We start from the raw sequence: 15,133 nt of genomic DNA, 5'->3' as shown, positions 1-15,133 counted from the left end.
CCCTGGGATCAGAACCCATGACTGACAAGACTGCTCACACTGGAAAGAACACGGGCGGCGGCGACGTCCGTCTCACCGGGATCAGCAAGACGTACGGCTCCTTCACCGCCGTCCACCCGCTCGACCTCACCGTCCCGCAGGGCTCCTTCTTCGCCCTCCTCGGCGCCTCCGGCTGCGGCAAGACCACCACGCTGCGCATGATCGCCGGCCTGGAGGACCCCAGCACCGGCACCGTCTTCCTCGGCGACACGGACGTCACCGACCTCCCGCCGTACAAGCGGCCGGTCAACACCGTCTTCCAGTCCTACGCGCTCTTCCCGCACATGGACATCACCGAGAACATCGCCTTCGGGCTGCGCCGGCGCGGCATCAAGTCGGTGAAGAAGCAGGTCGACGACATGCTGGAGCTCGTCCAGCTCGGCGACAAGGCCCGGCACAAGCCGCACCAGCTCTCCGGCGGCCAGCAGCAGCGCGTCGCCGTGGCCCGCGCGCTCATCAACCACCCGCAGGTGCTGCTCCTCGACGAGCCGCTCGGCGCCCTCGACCTCAAACTGCGCCGACAGATGCAGCTGGAGCTCAAGCGGATCCAGACCGAGGTCGGCATCACCTTCGTGCACGTCACCCACGATCAGGAGGAGGCCATGACGATGGCCGACCAGGTCGCGGTGATGAACGGCGGCCGGGTCGAGCAGCTCGGAGCCCCCGCCGACCTGTACGAGAACCCGCAGACCACCTTCGTCGCGAACTTCCTCGGCACCTCGAACCTCATCGAGGCCGAGGTCGTCGCGACCGGCGCCGACGTGGTGGTGACGGCGGGCGGCGGCACGCTCCGCGTCCCCGGCGACCGCTGTACCTCCGCCGTCCGCCAGGGCGGCAAGGTGCTCGTGGGCGTCCGGCCCGAGAAGATCTCGCTCGCGCACGCCGACGACGCGGGACAGATCGCCGACGGCCGCAACCGGGTCACCGGCCGCATCGTCGACTCCTCGTTCATCGGGGTCTCCACGCAGTACGTGGTGAACAGCCCGGCGGGGGCCGAACTCCAGGTGTACGAGCAGAACGTCGAGAGGCGCGCGGGTCTCCTCCCGGGCGCCGAGGTGGTCCTGCACTGGAATCCGGCGCACACCTTCGGTCTCGACGCGGCCCAGTCCCTGCTTGCCGGGACAGTGGGCTCCGCGGGCGTGGAGACGGTGGAGGACGCCGGATGAGTGCTTCCACCGTGGCGAAGGAGGCTCCCGAATCGGTCGACGAACCGATTCTGCGCAAGCCCTCCGCCCGCAAGCGGCTCGTCCCCTACTGGCTGCTGCTCCCCGGCATCATCTGGCTGCTCGTCTTCTTCGCGCTGCCGCTCGTCTACCAGGCCTCGACCTCGGTGCAGACCGGCTCCCTGGAGAAGGGCTTCGAGGTCACCTGGCACTTCCAGACCTACTGGGACGCCTTCAAGGAGTACTGGCCGCAGTTCGTCCGCTCCCTGCTGTACGCCGGGACCGCGACCCTGCTCTGCCTGCTGCTCGGCTACCCGCTGGCGTATCTGATCGCCTTCAAGGCCGGCCGCTGGCGCAACCTGCTCCTCGTCCTCGTCATCGCGCCCTTCTTCACCAGCTTCCTCATCCGGACCCTGGCCTGGAAGACGATCCTCGCGGACGACAGCGTCGTCGTGGACGTACTGAACGCCCTCCACGTCCTCGACGTGACCAGCTGGATCGGCTGGACCGAGGGCGACCGCGTCCTCGCCACCCCGATGGCCGTCGTCGCCGGTCTCACCTACAACTTCCTGCCCTTCATGATCCTGCCCCTCTACACCTCCCTGGAGCGGATCGACGGACGGCTGCACGAGGCCGCGCAGGACCTGTACGCCTCCCCGGCGACCACCTTCCGCAAGGTGACCTTCCCGCTGTCGATGCCCGGCGTCGTCTCCGGCACCCTGCTCACCTTCATCCCGGCGAGCGGCGACTACGTCAACGCCGAACTCCTCGGCTCCACCGACACCAAGATGGTCGGCAACGTCATCCAGTCGCAGTTCCTGCGGGTCCTCGACTACCCGACGGCCGCCGCGCTCTCCTTCATCCTCATGGCGGTCGTGCTTGCCATGGTCACCGTCTACATCCGCCGAGCGGGAACGGAGGATCTGGTCTGATGCGCTGGATACGACGCAACCTCGTCGTCATCGCGGGCCTGCTGACGCTCGCGTACATGATCCTGCCGAACCTCGTGGTGATGGCGTTCTCCTTCAACAAGCCGAAGGGACGCTTCAACTACTCCTGGCAGGAGTTCTCGCTCGACGCCTGGAAGGACCCCTGCGGCGTCGCCGACCTGTGCGAGTCGCTGTCGCTCTCGCTCCAGCTCGCCGCCTGGGCGACGGTCGGCGCGGTCGTCCTCGGCACGATGATCGCCTTCGCCCTGGTCCGCTACCGCTTCCGGGCGCGCGGCGCGATCAATTCGCTGATCTTCCTGCCGATGGCGATGCCCGAGGTCGTCATGGCCGCCTCGCTGCTCACCCTCTTCCTGAACATGGGGATCGAGCTGGGCTTCTGGACGGTCCTCATCGCCCACATCATGTTCTGTCTCTCGTTCGTCGTGACGGCGGTCAAGGCCAGGATCATGTCCATGGACCCGCGCCTGGAAGAGGCGGCGCGCGACCTCTACGCCGGGCCCACGCAGACCTTCCTGCGCGTGACCCTGCCGATCGCCGCACCCGGCATCGCCGCCGGCGCGCTGCTCGCCTTCGCGCTCTCATTCGACGACTTCATCATCACCAACTTCAACGCGGGCTCCACCGTCACCTTCCCCATGTTCGTCTGGGGCTCGGCGCAGCGCGGAACGCCCGTTCAGATCAACGTCATCGGCACCGCGATGTTCGTCCTCGCGGTACTGATGGTCATGGCCGGCCAGATCATCACGAACCGGCGCAAGAAAACAGCAACGGCCTGAGCAAAAGGCAGCTCAGGCACCGAAGGAGTTGGAAACCATGGCCCCAGTCGCCATGCGTCTCGCTGCACGATCTCTCTCCGACGCCCAGCCCGTCCCCTTCTGGCTGGAAGACCCGGGCAAGCCGGGCACCCTGCCCGCCCTCACCGGCACGGAGAAGTGCGATCTCCTCGTCGTCGGTGGCGGTTACAGCGGACTGTGGACCGCGCTCCTCGCCAAGGAGCGCGACCCCGCCCGGGATGTCGTACTGATCGAAGGCCGCGAGGTGGGCTGGGCCGCCTCGGGCCGCAACGGAGGCTTCTGCGCCGCCTCCCTCACGCACGGCTTCGGCAACGGGCTCGCCCGCTGGCCGGGCGAGCTGCCGAAGCTCGAGGAGCTCGGCGAGCGCAACCTCGACGCCATCGAGGAGGCGGTCGCCCGCTACTCCCTCGACTGCGACTTCGAGCGCACCGGCGAGATCGACGTCGCCACCGAGCCGTACCAGGTCGAGGAACTGACCGGGATGTACGAGGAGATCGACCGGCTCGGGCTCGCCGACGGCATCGAACTCCTCGACCGGGACGCCGTCCGCGCCGAGGTCGACTCCCCGACCTTCCTCGGCGGCCTCTGGGACCGCCGGGGCGTCGCCATGCTGAACCCGGCCAAGCTGGCCTGGGGCCTCAAGCGGGTCTGCCTCGACCTGGGTGTACGGATCTTCGAGAACACCCCCGGGCTGGAACTCGTCTCCGTCGGCGCCGGCATGGGCGTCCGCACCCCGTACGGCCGGGTCGTCGCCCGCCGGGTCGCCCTCGGCACCAACGTCTTCCCCTCGCTGGTCAAGCGGGTCCGCCCGTACACCGTGCCGGTCTACGACTACGCCCTGATGACCGAGCCGCTCAGCCCCGAGCAGCTCTCCTCCGTCGGCTGGAAGAACCGGCAGGGACTCGGCGACTCCGCCAACCAGTTCCACTACTTCCGGATCACCGCCGACCACCGGATCCTCTGGGGCGGCTACGACGCGGTCTATCCCTTCGGCGGCAGGCTGAACGCCGAGATGGACCACCGCCCGGAGACCTACCTCAAGCTCGCCGAGCACTTCTTCCGCTGCTTCCCGCAGCTGGAGGGCCTGCGCTTCAGTCACGCCTGGGGCGGCGCGATCGACACCTGCTCCCGCTTCTCGGCCTTCTTCGGTACGGCGTACCAGGGCAAGGTGGCGTACGCGGCCGGGTTCACCGGCCTCGGCGTCGGCGCCACCCGCTTCGGCGGGGACGTGATGCTCGACCTGCTCGCGGGGGAGCGCACCGAGCGCACCGACCTGGAGATGGTCCGCTCCAAGCCCCTGCCGTTCCCGCCCGAGCCGATCGCCTGGGCCGGCATCGGCATCACCAAGTGGTCGATGGCGCGTGCCGACGAGCGCGGTGGGCGGCGCAACCTGTGGCTGAAGGCCATGGATCGGATGGGCCTCGGCTTCGACAGCTGAACCGCCAATGTGATGCAGGTCACAATTGGCGGGTAGCTGAAACCGCGTAAGAGCAGGCGCCGTCCGCGCTCTCTCCGTACGGACATCGTGTCCTACGGAAGGAGACCGTTGTGATGGCTGGTACGGGGACCTCGGGCGCCAGGAGCGCGGTGGAGTGGCTGGTCTCGGTCGCGCCCGATCCCGACGCCTGCCGGTGGGAGTGGGAGCGCAATCCGCACGGGGTCGCGCTGCTGCCCGCCGGCAGGCGCTGGGACGTCCTGATCCTGCCGGCGGAGCTCGGCTGCCCCACGCTCGACGTACTGATCCGCCTGGTCGACCGGCCGGGCCCGGTACTGGCCGACTTCGGCGACGCCCGCGTCGGCTTCTTCGTCCCGCCCGGCACCGCCACCCGCTGGCTCGGCACCGGAGTGCGCGGGGCGGGTGCCGGGACCTGGATCGTGGTCCCGTACCCGGGGCGGAGGGCCGGCGCGGCCCGCTGGCTGGTCGCCCCCGACGGGACGGGAACCCTCACCGACGCGGCCCTCCTCGAACTGGCGATGCACGAGGCGGCCGGGCGACTCGCCAGGGAGCGGGGAGCCGACGGGGGCTGAGTGGAGGCGAGGTTCGCGCAGAGGTCTTGACCACTTGATTGGTCTGGACCATGCTGTGGCGCGCTCGCACCTCGATTCCCCCGCCCCCGGAGGCAGTTGTGGAACGCGCCAGACCTCTCACCCTGCTCCTCGCGGGCGCCCTCGCCGTCGGCGGACTCACCGCGCTCACCCCCGCGGCCCGGGCCGCCGACACCGAACTCGCCCGCAACGGCGGCTTCGAGGCCGGCCTCGACGGCTGGACCTGCACGGCCGGCAGCGGCGCCACCGTCTCCTCGCCTGTGCGCAGCGGTACGAAGGCGCTCCAGGCCACCCCCGCCGGGAGCGACAACGCCCGCTGCTCCCAGACCGTGACCGTCAAGCCCAACTCCACGTACACGCTCAGCGGCTGGGTGCGGGGCAGCTACGTCTACCTCGGCGCCACCGGCACCGGCACCACCGACGTCTCCACCTGGACGGGCTCCGCCCCCGACTGGCAGAAGCTCAGCACCGGTTTCACCACGGGCGCCTCCACCACCTCCGTCACGATCTACACCCACGGCTGGTACGGCACCCCCGCCTACCAGGCCGACGACCTCTCCCTGTACGGCCCCGGCGGCGACCCCGTGCAGCTCCCCGCCACCCCCACCGGCCTCGCCGCGGGCTCCCCGACCTCCACCTCCGTACCGCTGACCTGGGCCGCGGTCCCGGGAGCCACCTCGTACAAGGTCTACAAGGGCGGCGCACTCCTCACGACCGTGACCGGCACCTCGTACACCGCCACCGGCCTCGCCCCTGCCACGTCCCACACCTTCCAGGTCTCCGCGGCGAACAGCGCGGGCGAGTCCCCGAAGTCGGCCGCCGTGACGGCGACGACGACCAGCGATGGCGGCGGCAACCCGGGCCTCCCCGCGCACGCCCTCGTCGGCTACCTCCACTCCAGCTTCGCCAACGGCTCCGGCTACACCCGGATGGCCGACGTCCCCGCCTCCTGGGACGTCATCAACCTCGCCTTCGGCGAACCGACCTCGGTGACCTCCGGCGACATCCGCTTCAGCCTCTGCCCGGCGACGGAGTGCCCGAACGTCGAGTCCCTCGCGGACTTCAAGGCGGCGATCAAGGCGAAGCAGGCCGTCGGCAAGAAGGTCCTCATCTCCATCGGCGGCCAGAACGGGCAGGTCCAGCTCTCCACCACCGCCGCCCGCGACACCTTCGTCTCCTCCGTCTCGAAGATCATCGACGAGTACGGCCTCGACGGCCTCGACATCGACTTCGAGGGCCACTCCCTGTCGCTGCAGACCGGCGACACGGACTTCCGCAACCCGACCTCACCGGTCATCGTCAACCTGATCTCGGCGCTGAAGACCCTCAAGGCGAAGTACGGCTCCGACTTCGTCCTGACGATGGCTCCGGAGACCTTCTTCGTCCAGCTCGGATACCAGTACTACGGCTCCGGCCCCTGGGGCGGCCAGGACCCGCGCGCCGGCGCCTACCTGCCGGTCATCCACGCCCTGCGCGACGACCTCACCCTGCTCCACGTCCAGGACTACAACTCGGGCTCCATCATGGGCCTCGACAACCAGTACCACTCCATGGGCGGCGCCGACTTCCACATCGCCATGACCGACATGCTCCTCACCGGCTTCCCCGTCGCCGGCAACACGGACCGCTTCTTCCCGGCCCTCCGCGCCGACCAGGTCGCGATCGGCCTCCCCGCCTCCACCCAGGCGGGCAACGGCCACACGAGCCCCGCCGAGGTGAACAAGGCGCTGGACTGCCTGACGAAGAAGGTCGACTGCGGCACGTACCGGACCCACGGCACCTGGCCCGCCCTGCGCGGCCTGATGACCTGGTCGATCAACTGGGACCGCTACAACGCCTGGGAGTTCAGCCGGAACTTCGACGCGTACACATGGAGCTGACGGCCAGGACCAGCGACGAGAGGCAGAGGCTGGCAAGCACGTCCAGCGGCCAGTGGTAGCCCCGCAGGATCAGTCCGGTCCCCGTCACCGCCGTCAGTACGGCGGCGACGGGGACCAGGCGGTTCGAGACGAGGAAGGCCGCGCCGAAGTAGGCGACCGCGGCCGTCGCCGTGTGCCCCGAGGGGTAGTAGCCCTGCGCCCACGGCTCAAGGGGGCCGGGGCGGGCCGTCCACTCCTTCAGCGGAATCACCAGGAGCGGTACGAGGGCCATGGCGAGCCCCGCGTACAGGGCGGCGATCCGTCGGCCGCGCCACACCGCGTACGCCATCGCGCAGGCGAGGACGGGGAGGGCGACGGTCATGTTGCCGAGGTCGGCGCCGAGTTCGGAGAGGGGCCGGGGGACCGTGTCCACCAGGGCCCGGGACACCCGCTCGTCGAGCCTGGCCAAGGGGCCGTGGACGAGCACCTGCCAGGTCACGACGGCGAGGGCGACGAGCGCCGAGAAGAGAGCCGGCCGCCCTGGAACAGGGGGGGTGGTTCCAGGGCGGCCGAGGGGATCGGGCTGCCGCACGCCCCGGGGGGTGTGGGGCGGGCGGCCATCCGATCGGTGAGGAGTTCCGGAGCACGAGGCTCCAGTGGTGTGCGCGACGGCACGGTGTGGGCGGGGCTGGGGAGGCTCCGCCCGGGGTGTTTCTCTCATCTGCAGAAACCGTACGGCAGAGAAGAGGGGACCGACAGCGGGAAACGCATCCCGCCATCGGCCCCCCACAGAGTCTTCACACCGCGACCCTCACGGGGCGTCAGATCTGGGCGAACGCGTTCTCGATGACGTCGAGGCCCTCGTTCAGCAGGTCCTCGCCGATGACCAGCGGCGGCAGGAAGCGCAGCACGTTGCCGTAGGTGCCACAGGTCAGGACCAGCACGCCTTCGGCGTGGCAGGCCTTCGCCAGGGCGCCGGCGGCCTCCGGGTTCGGCTCCTTGGTCGCGCGGTCCTTGACGAGCTCGATGGCGATCATGGCGCCGCGGCCACGGATGTCACCGATGGCGTCGAACTTCTCGGCCATCGCGGCCAGGCGGGTCTTCATGACGGACTCGATGTTCTTCGCCTTGGCGTTGAGGTCGAGCTCCTTCATCGTCTCGATGGAGCCGAGCGCACCGGCACACGCCACCGGGTTGCCGCCGTAGGTGCCGCCGAGACCGCCGCCGTGGACGGAGTCCATGATCTCGGCGCGGCCCGTCACGGCGGCGAGCGGCAGACCGCCCGCGATGCCCTTGGCGGTGGTGATGAGGTCCGGGACGATGCCCTCGTCCTCGCACGCGAACCACTGGCCGGTACGGCAGAAGCCGGACTGGATCTCGTCGGCGACGAAGACGATGCCGTTGTCGTTGGCGAACTTCACGATCGCCGGCAGGAAGCCCTTGGCCGGCTCGATGAAGCCACCCTCACCGAGGACCGGCTCGATGATGATCGCGGCGACGTTGTCGGCACCGATCTGCTTGCTGATCTGGTCGATCGCCTGGGCGGCGGCCTCGGGACCGCAGTTCTCGGCACCGGTGGGCCAGCGGTAGCCGTACGCCACCGGCACACGGTAGACCTCGGGCGCGAACGGACCGAAGCCCTGCTTGTACGGCATGTTCTTCGAGGTCAGCGCCATCGTGAGGTTCGTACGGCCGTGGTAGCCGTGGTCGAAGACGACGACGGCCTGGCGCTTGGTGTACGAACGGGCGATCTTGACCGCGTTCTCGACGGCCTCGGCGCCCGAGTTGAACAGCGCGGACTTCTTGGCGTGGTCACCCGGGGTCAGCTCGGCGAGGGCCTCGCAGACTTCCACGTAACCCTCGTACGGCGTCACCATGAAACAGGTGTGGGTGAAGTCCTGGAGCTGCGCGGAGGCGCGGCGCACGACGGCCTCGGCGGAGGCGCCGACCGAGGTCACGGCGATGCCGGAGCCGAAGTCGATCAGACGGTTGCCGTCGACGTCCTCGATGATGCCGCCGCCGGCCCGCTTGGTGAAGACGGGAAGCGTCGAGCCGACGCCGCCGGCGACCGTGTCGAGACGGCGGGCCTGAAGCTCCAGCGACTTCGGACCGGGGATGGCGGTGACGACGCGCCGCTCCTGCGGGACAGCGTTCATGCGGGGCTCCTGGGGGTGTTCTGGACGCACTTGCGGGTTTCCTCCGCAGGCTAGGCGGGGCGGAGGGCCGGAGGCATGCGCCGATCGGGAGTGGTGGCGGCGTGTCGTTGTCCGCGTTGGACAGAGCACCCCCGTTTCGGCGCCCCGGGGCCGCCGCGGCGTCGCCCGGCCACACGGCTGGTCGAAACCCCTCCGGGGCGCCCCGGGGCCACTAGATTGACGGTGGCACAGAGACGGCGACCTGGCTGGTCAGGGGGCAGGGGTTCATGGAGACCGACGGCACGTACGAGTCACGCGACACGTTCGGCGGCGCGGCACCACCCCCCTCGAGGGGCTTCCCGCCGGCGCCCCCGGTCCCGCCGGTTCGCCGCCCAACGGGGCCGCCGAACGTTTCACCGCCCTCCGTTCCGCAGGGGGCGGGGCTCCCACCCGTCCCCACCCACAGCCCGGCCCCCGGCGCACCCACGCACAACCCGGATCCGGCAGCCTCCGCACCTACCCCGGCACCGGCCCCGACCGACCTGCCTCGGCCGACCGGCGCCGCCGGGGTGCGACACCCCGTTGTCGAGTGGCTCGACGCCCCGCGCCCTACGGCCGGTCTCGGCATCTGGCGGTTCCGGCACGTCCCGCCGCCGCCCGGCGCGCCCGTGCGACTGGCCCCCGCCACCGTCGCCGGGATGCTGATCCCGGTGGCCGTCGGCCTGCTCATCTGGTCGGCCTACCGGCGCGGGACGCTCCCGTACATGTACGCGGTGCTCCAGACCCTGACCCCGGGCGACTGGTGGTACCACGGCACCACCGCGCCACGGGACTGGCACGGGGCCGCGGCGCACGACGTCTTCGGCGGTGTCGTCTTCGTCGGGCTCGTCTGCGCGATCGCCGCGCTCGGCGCCTGGGGCAGGATCGTCCGCCATTATCTCGGCCGGTTCCGCGCACCCGTCCGCGCCGCGCTCGCGGGCGCCGGAGCCCTGATCGCCCTGTCGTTCGTCTGGCCCGAGGCCTTCGGGCTCGTCTGGGACCCGCTGCCCGTGGCCTCGCCCGTTCTCTCCCTCGTCTCCCTCGTCGGAGGCGGCTACGACGTTCTCGAGGCCCCGCTCCTGGTATATCCGCTGTACGCGCTCGTCACCGCGATCGTCGTATGGCCCTTCGCCCGCGTCGGAGCATGGGCGAGCCTCTACCGCGCCTGGCGCGCCCGCTCTGCCGCCGGCGCCACTGTCCCGGCTCCCGCCGCCCCGGGTGTCCCCCGCTCCCAGTGGCCCGAGCTGCGGGAAGCCGGTCAGCACCGCGCGGCCGAGCGGCTCGTCGGCGAACTGGTCACGGGCCGGATGAACGACGTCGACTGCGCCCGTGTCCGCCGGGCCTGGCGGGACAGCGAACGGGACGCCGACCGCCGCGTCGCCGTCGTCAGAAGCCTGATCGAGCAGGGCGCCGCCGCCGGCGCCCACCCGTCGGGCGACCGCGACCTGCCCCACCGCTCCTTCATGCACGACCTGCTCCTCGACCAGGTCCGGATCGGCCGGTACGTGCCCGCCGAGCGCACACCGCACGCCTACCACGGCGCCGGTCTCGCACTCGACCCCGGACTTCTCGGAACCTCCCTCCTCGCGGTCGGCCCTTCCGGCGCCGGGAAGACCCGCGCCCTCATCGCGCCCGTCGTCGAAGCACTCACCCTGCAGGCGCTCACGGGCACCTGCGCAGTCGTCGCCGTCGGAGCGGCCTCGGCACCCCTGGGTGCCGACGAGGCGTACGACGTCGTCGTCCGGCTCGGCGACCCCGCCTCCCGCTTCGACCTCGACCTGTACGCCGGGGCCACCGACCCGGACGAGGCCGCCGGCTTCCTCGCCGAGGGGCTCGTCGGTGACCTGGACGGTGTGGAGACCCGGCGCGCCGCCACCGTCCTCGCCCAGCTCATCGGCCCTTACCGGACGGCGTACGGATGCTTTCCGACTGTTCCGGTCCTGCGGGAGCTGCTCGAAGCCCGTGCGGAGAGCCTCCGGGACCTGCTGGACCTGCTGCCGGCCGACAGCGCGCAGGCCATGCGTCGCGAGCTGGACTCCCGGATCCGCCAGGTCGGCGCCGCGACCGACCTGGGACCGGTGCTCGCCGACCGGCTGGCCGCTCTCGACCGGCCCGTCTTCGCGGACTTCTTCGGCGGCGGCCGCGACAGCCGCCCCTTCTCCCTGGCAGCCGTGGCCCAGCACCCGATGCGGGTGCGGATCAGCCTGCCGGAGGGCGGCCACGAGGAGGCCGCCCGGCTCCTGAACCGGCTGCTCCTGGCCCAGTTCCAGTCCGTCACCCGGGACCGTACCGGGCGCGGCCACGTCGCCTTCCTGGTGCTCGACGACGCGGCGAGCGCACTGACGCACGGGACGGTCCGGGCGCTCCAGCGGCTGCGTGCCCAGAAGGCGGCGGTCGTGTTCGCCGTCCGTACCCTCGCCGAGGTGCCCGAGGCCCTCCACGGGCCGCTCCTCGCGGGGGTCGGCTGCCGGATGGCGTTCGCCGGACTGCCCACCTGGGACGGTCGCGCCTTCGCCGAGGCGTGGGGTACCGAACGGGTCGAGACCACGGAGGTGGCCCATCACACCGTCTTCGCCGATCAACCGATGACCCGGGCCTTCCACGCCCTGCGCAAGTTGGTGACCGGCAAGGCCGTGACCACTGAGGCCGTCACCGTGCGCGAGACGGAGCGGCAGCGGTGGTCGCCCTCCGACCTCGCACACGCCGTACCGCCGGGGCACGCCGTCGTCTCCCTCACCCATGTGCGTGGAGAACACGCGCCGCCCCTGCTCGTCGACCTGCGCGGCTGAGCGGCCGCGGGTCACCGAGGCGGCGGTCTGCCTCCGGTCGGCTCGCGCGGCGGAGCGGGCATCCATCGGCCCTGGCACAATCGGGGACGCCGCTCGGCTGAGCGGCGCCCCCTCGCTCAAAGGTCCGACGGTCCCCAATGCCGCCCACCCTCGCCTCGCTCGTCCAGCACTCCTCCCTGAAGCTCGTCGTCCGCGCCGGTGAGGACCGCCTCGACACCCCCGTCCGCTGGGCGCACGTCAGCGAGCTCGCCGACCCCGTCCCGTACATGGAGGGCGGTGAACTCCTCCTCACCACCGCGCTCACGCTCGACGCGGAGGACCTGGAGGCGATGCGCCGCTACGCGCGGCGGCTGCTCGGCGCGGGGGTCGTCGGGCTCGGCTTCGCCGTCGGCGTCAACTACGAGGAGATCCCGCCGGCGTTGCTCGAAGCGGCCCGCGAGGAGCATCTGCCGCTCCTCGAAGTGCCCCGCCGCACCCCCTTCCTCGCCATCAGCAAGGCGGTGTCGGCGGCCATCTCCGCCGACCAGTACCGGGCCGTCACGGCCGGCTTCGAGGCCCAGCGCGAGCTGACCAGGGCGGCGCTCGCCGAGGGTCCCGAGGCCGTCGTCGCCCGGCTCGCCGCGCACGTCGACGGCTGGGCCGCGCTCTACGACACCTCCGGCACGGTCGTCGCCGTCTCGCCGGACTGGGCGGCGCGCAGGGCCGCCCGGCTCACCCCCGACGTGGAGCGGCTGCGCGACAGGCCGGCGCCCGCGAGCGCGGTGGTCGGTGGTACGGACGACCGCGTCGAGCTCCAGTCGCTGGGGACCGGCCGGCGGGTGCGGGGCGCCCTCGCGGTCGGCACGGGCGCACCCCTCGGGACGGCCGAGCGGTACGCGGTGCACTCGGCGATCGCCCTCCTCACCCTCACGACGGAACGCTCCCGTTCTCTCCAGGCCGCCGAACAGCGACTGGGCGCGGCGGTCCTCCGGATGTTGCTCGCGGGTCAGCCCGACCACGCGCGCGCGGTGGCCGGTGACGTGTACGGCGGGCTGCTCGACGCCCCCTTCCGGCTGATCGTCGCGGAGCCCGCCGGGGGCGAACCGGCCGGCGAACCGCCCCTGCCGGTGCTCGCCGAGTCCCTGGAGGCGGCCGCCGCTCGCGCCGGCGAGGCGGTGCTCGCCGTTTCCGAGAGCGAGCAGCGGCTCGTCGTCCTCGCCGCGGACGGCGGCGCGGTCGTCGCCGCCTGCGAGCGGTACGCGGAGCGGGACGCCGAGGAGGCCGGTGTCGCCATCGGCCTGTCGGCCCCGGCCGGACCGATCGTGGCCGCCGCGGCGTACAAGCAGGCCGAGCAGGCGCTCTCGGTGGCCAGGAGGCGGGGGAAGGCGCTCGTCGAGCACGAGGACCTCGCGGCGGGCTCGGTCCTGCCGCTCCTCGCTGACGACGCCGTACGCGCGTTCGCCGACGGGATGCTCCGCGCGCTCAGGGACCACGACGCCACGGGCCGCGGCGACCTGGTCGCCTCCCTGCGGGCCTGGCTCTCCCGGCACGGTCAGTGGGACGCGGCGGCGGCGGACCTGGGCGTCCACCGGCACACCCTGCGCTACCGGATGCGGCGGGTGGAGGAGATCCTCGGCCGCTCCCTGGACGATCCGGACGTACGGATGGAACTGTGGCTGGCCCTGAAGGCGACGGGGGAGGGCACGGTGTAGGGGGAGGGCGGCGGAGAACCGCCGCCCGCCGTGCCCGCCCCGCCGTGCCCGCCTAGCCGTGCCTGCCCAGCCGGGCGTAACCGGAGGCCGGGCCCGGCCTCCGCCCGGGCCCGCGTCCGCCCACACACGCCGCTTCTCGCGCCCCTAGCCCTCCCCGTCCCCGCCGCCCCCGTCCCCGCCGCCCCGCCCGCCACTCCGTCGCCCGCTGCCGCGCACCAGTTGCCCCGCCGCCAGCGTCACCGCGGCCACCGCGCGGACCACGGGCGGGCCGCCCCTCGCCGCCCACACCACGCAGACGCACCCTCCGACGGCCAGCACCAGGACTCCCGTCAAGGCGAGAACGATCATGTTCTTCCCCCTCCTTCGTTGCGGTCGCGGCCATCCTGTCACCCCTGAGAAACGGCCCCCGGGATCCCCCTAAACCCTCGTCCCGCCGTCCGAATCCCGCTACCCCTGCCCGAAAACGGGCAATTTTCTTGGTCATCGGGCCTCATGCTCCCTACTCTCCTGCTCATGACACGCCCCGCCGTCGATCCGGCCCCCGAGGCACGCCAGGCCGCCCCCGGGTCCCGTACCGCCGTCCCCGTGACCGCCGCCGGCCCCTCCCGCCGCATCACCGGCGCCGTATGGGTCGCGCTCGGCATCGTGTACGTCGTCTGGGGCTCCACCTACCTCGGTATCCGGATCGCCGTCGAGACGATGCCGCCGTTCCTCTCCGCCGGCACCCGTTTCGTCACCGCCGGTCTGCTCCTCGCCGGGATCATCGCCTGGCGCCAGGGCCCCGCAGCCCTCAAGGTCACCCGCCGGCAGCTCGGTTCGGCCGTACTCGTCGGCCTGCTCCTGATCCTCGGCGGCAACGGCCTCGTCGTCCTCGCCGAGACGTCCATCCCGTCCGGTCTCGCCGCGCTGCTCATCTCCGTCGTCCCGGCCTGGGTCGTGGTCCTCAAGGCCGCCACGGGCCTGCGGCCGAGCGCCGGCGGTCTCGCCGGTGTGCTCCTGGGCCTCGCGGGGCTCGCCGTGCTCACCCTGCCCGGGCTCAGCGGCGACGTGAAGGCCGCCGGAGTGGTCCTCGTCGTCGTGGCCACCTTCCTGTGGTCCCTCGGCTCGTTCTCCTCCGGCCGTCTCCCGATGCCCGCCAACCCCTTCACGGCCAGCGCGTACGAGATGATCGCGGGCGGTCTCGGCGGTCTGGCCGTCGGCCTGGTCAGGGGCGAACAGCACGGCCTCGACCTCGCGGACGTCTCCACCCGTTCCTGGGCCGCCCTCGCCTACCTGATCGTCTTCGGCTCCCTGATCGCCTTCACCGCGTACGCCTGGCTCCTCCAGGCCGCGCCCCTCTCGCTCGTCGCCACCTACGCGTACGTCAACCCCGTCGTCGCGGTCGCCCTCGGCGCCCTGGTCCTGAACGAGGCCCTGTCGTGGCCGATCGTCCTCGGCGGCGCGATCGTCGTCGGCGGCGTCTGTCTGATCGTCTCCACCGAGCGGCGGGGATGAGCGAGCGCGTCGCCACGCGGCGGCGCGGCTGAGGCAGCGCACCATCCGGCGGCGCGTCGCCCGGCGGCGCGGCTGAGGCAGCGCGTCACGCTGAGCTCGGCCCCTTCCGGGATCGGCGTGGCTCCGCGAGCGCT

12 protein-coding genes are annotated in these 15,133 nt (G+C 71.9%); 9 read left to right on the top strand and 3 right to left on the bottom strand.

The window, feature by feature from the left end:
• Positions 1–17 precede the first annotated feature (17 nt).
• From ACFVYX_RS27155 to ACFVYX_RS27130, 6 genes are all read left to right on the top strand, one after another.
• Positions 18–1,205 (top strand): ABC transporter ATP-binding protein, encoded by a 1,188-nt coding sequence (locus ACFVYX_RS27155; protein ID WP_389684126.1) that lies wholly within the window; start codon positions 18–20, stop codon positions 1,203–1,205.
• Positions 1,202–2,134: an ABC transporter permease gene (locus ACFVYX_RS27150; RefSeq protein ID WP_389684125.1), complete on the top strand. Its 933-nt coding sequence runs from the start codon at positions 1,202–1,204 to the stop codon at positions 2,132–2,134. Before ACFVYX_RS27155 ends, ACFVYX_RS27150 begins: the two co-directional genes overlap by 4 nt.
• Positions 2,134–2,928: an ABC transporter permease gene (locus tag ACFVYX_RS27145; protein ID WP_389684124.1), complete on the top strand. Its 795-nt coding sequence runs from the start codon at positions 2,134–2,136 to the stop codon at positions 2,926–2,928. Before ACFVYX_RS27150 ends, ACFVYX_RS27145 begins: the two co-directional genes overlap by 1 nt.
• 37 nt (positions 2,929–2,965) lie before the next feature.
• The gene (locus tag ACFVYX_RS27140) at positions 2,966–4,384 is read left to right on the top strand and encodes an NAD(P)/FAD-dependent oxidoreductase (protein ID WP_389684123.1); all 1,419 of its coding nucleotides are present in this window, start codon (positions 2,966–2,968) and stop codon (positions 4,382–4,384) included.
• 113 nt (positions 4,385–4,497) lie between these two features.
• Positions 4,498–4,974 (top strand): hypothetical protein, encoded by a 477-nt coding sequence (locus ACFVYX_RS27135; RefSeq protein ID WP_389684122.1) that lies wholly within the window; start codon positions 4,498–4,500, stop codon positions 4,972–4,974.
• 98 nt (positions 4,975–5,072) lie between these two features.
• Positions 5,073–6,872 (top strand): chitinase, encoded by a 1,800-nt coding sequence (locus ACFVYX_RS27130; RefSeq protein ID WP_389684121.1) that lies wholly within the window; start codon positions 5,073–5,075, stop codon positions 6,870–6,872.
• Here the strand turns inward: ACFVYX_RS27130 and ACFVYX_RS27125 are convergent.
• Together ACFVYX_RS27125 and gabT are read right to left on the bottom strand one after the other, a co-directional pair.
• The gene (locus ACFVYX_RS27125) at positions 6,838–7,572 is read right to left on the bottom strand and encodes a phosphatase PAP2 family protein (RefSeq protein WP_389684120.1); all 735 of its coding nucleotides are present in this window, start codon (positions 7,570–7,572) and stop codon (positions 6,838–6,840) included. The genes ACFVYX_RS27130 and ACFVYX_RS27125 overlap by 35 nt on opposite strands.
• A 100-nt stretch (positions 7,573–7,672) precedes the next feature.
• A complete protein-coding gene (gene gabT, locus ACFVYX_RS27120) occupies positions 7,673–9,007 on the bottom strand; it encodes a 4-aminobutyrate--2-oxoglutarate transaminase (protein WP_389684119.1) in 1,335 nt (444 codons plus the stop codon).
• A 548-nt stretch (positions 9,008–9,555) separates the two neighbouring features.
• Between gabT and ACFVYX_RS27115 the strand changes: the two genes are divergently transcribed.
• Together ACFVYX_RS27115 and ACFVYX_RS27110 are read left to right on the top strand one after the other, a co-directional pair.
• Positions 9,556–11,814: an ATP/GTP-binding protein gene (locus ACFVYX_RS27115; protein WP_389684118.1), complete on the top strand. Its 2,259-nt coding sequence runs from the start codon at positions 9,556–9,558 to the stop codon at positions 11,812–11,814.
• A 137-nt stretch (positions 11,815–11,951) separates the two neighbouring features.
• Positions 11,952–13,505 (top strand): PucR family transcriptional regulator, encoded by a 1,554-nt coding sequence (locus tag ACFVYX_RS27110; RefSeq protein ID WP_389684117.1) that lies wholly within the window; start codon positions 11,952–11,954, stop codon positions 13,503–13,505.
• A gap of 144 nt (positions 13,506–13,649) precedes the next feature.
• Here ACFVYX_RS27110 and ACFVYX_RS27105 read toward each other — a convergent pair whose 3' ends face one another.
• The gene (locus ACFVYX_RS27105; protein WP_389684116.1) at positions 13,650–13,853 is read right to left on the bottom strand and encodes a hypothetical protein; all 204 of its coding nucleotides are present in this window, start codon (positions 13,851–13,853) and stop codon (positions 13,650–13,652) included.
• A gap of 165 nt (positions 13,854–14,018) precedes the next feature.
• Here ACFVYX_RS27105 and ACFVYX_RS27100 point away from each other — a divergent pair, with 165 nt between their 5' ends.
• Positions 14,019–14,999: an EamA family transporter gene (locus ACFVYX_RS27100; protein ID WP_389684115.1), complete on the top strand. Its 981-nt coding sequence runs from the start codon at positions 14,019–14,021 to the stop codon at positions 14,997–14,999.
• Positions 15,000–15,133: the final 134 nt, after the last annotated feature.

The organism is Streptomyces sp. NPDC058326 (genome assembly GCF_042879855.1).
Lineage (GTDB): Bacteria > Actinomycetota > Actinomycetes > Streptomycetales > Streptomycetaceae > Streptomyces.
Note: the sequence above shows the minus strand (reverse complement) of the source record. Positions and strands in the feature narration are given on the sequence as shown.

Coding starts and splice junctions, on each gene's coding strand:
- ACFVYX_RS27140 (WP_389684123.1), top strand. CDS start 2,966: ATGGCCCCAGTCGCCATGCGTCTCGCTGCACGATCTCTCTCCGACGCC.
- ACFVYX_RS27100 (WP_389684115.1), top strand. CDS start 14,019: ATGACACGCCCCGCCGTCGATCCGGCCCCCGAGGCACGCCAGGCCGCC.
- ACFVYX_RS27155 (WP_389684126.1), top strand. CDS start 18: ATGACTGACAAGACTGCTCACACTGGAAAGAACACGGGCGGCGGCGAC.
- gabT (WP_389684119.1), bottom strand. CDS start 9,007: ATGAACGCTGTCCCGCAGGAGCGGCGCGTCGTCACCGCCATCCCCGGT.
- ACFVYX_RS27125 (WP_389684120.1), bottom strand. CDS start 7,572: ATGAGAGAAACACCCCGGGCGGAGCCTCCCCAGCCCCGCCCACACCGT.
- ACFVYX_RS27110 (WP_389684117.1), top strand. CDS start 11,952: ATGCCGCCCACCCTCGCCTCGCTCGTCCAGCACTCCTCCCTGAAGCTC.
- ACFVYX_RS27150 (WP_389684125.1), top strand. CDS start 1,202: ATGAGTGCTTCCACCGTGGCGAAGGAGGCTCCCGAATCGGTCGACGAA.
- ACFVYX_RS27135 (WP_389684122.1), top strand. CDS start 4,498: ATGGCTGGTACGGGGACCTCGGGCGCCAGGAGCGCGGTGGAGTGGCTG.
- ACFVYX_RS27105 (WP_389684116.1), bottom strand. CDS start 13,853: ATGATCGTTCTCGCCTTGACGGGAGTCCTGGTGCTGGCCGTCGGAGGG.
- ACFVYX_RS27145 (WP_389684124.1), top strand. CDS start 2,134: ATGCGCTGGATACGACGCAACCTCGTCGTCATCGCGGGCCTGCTGACG.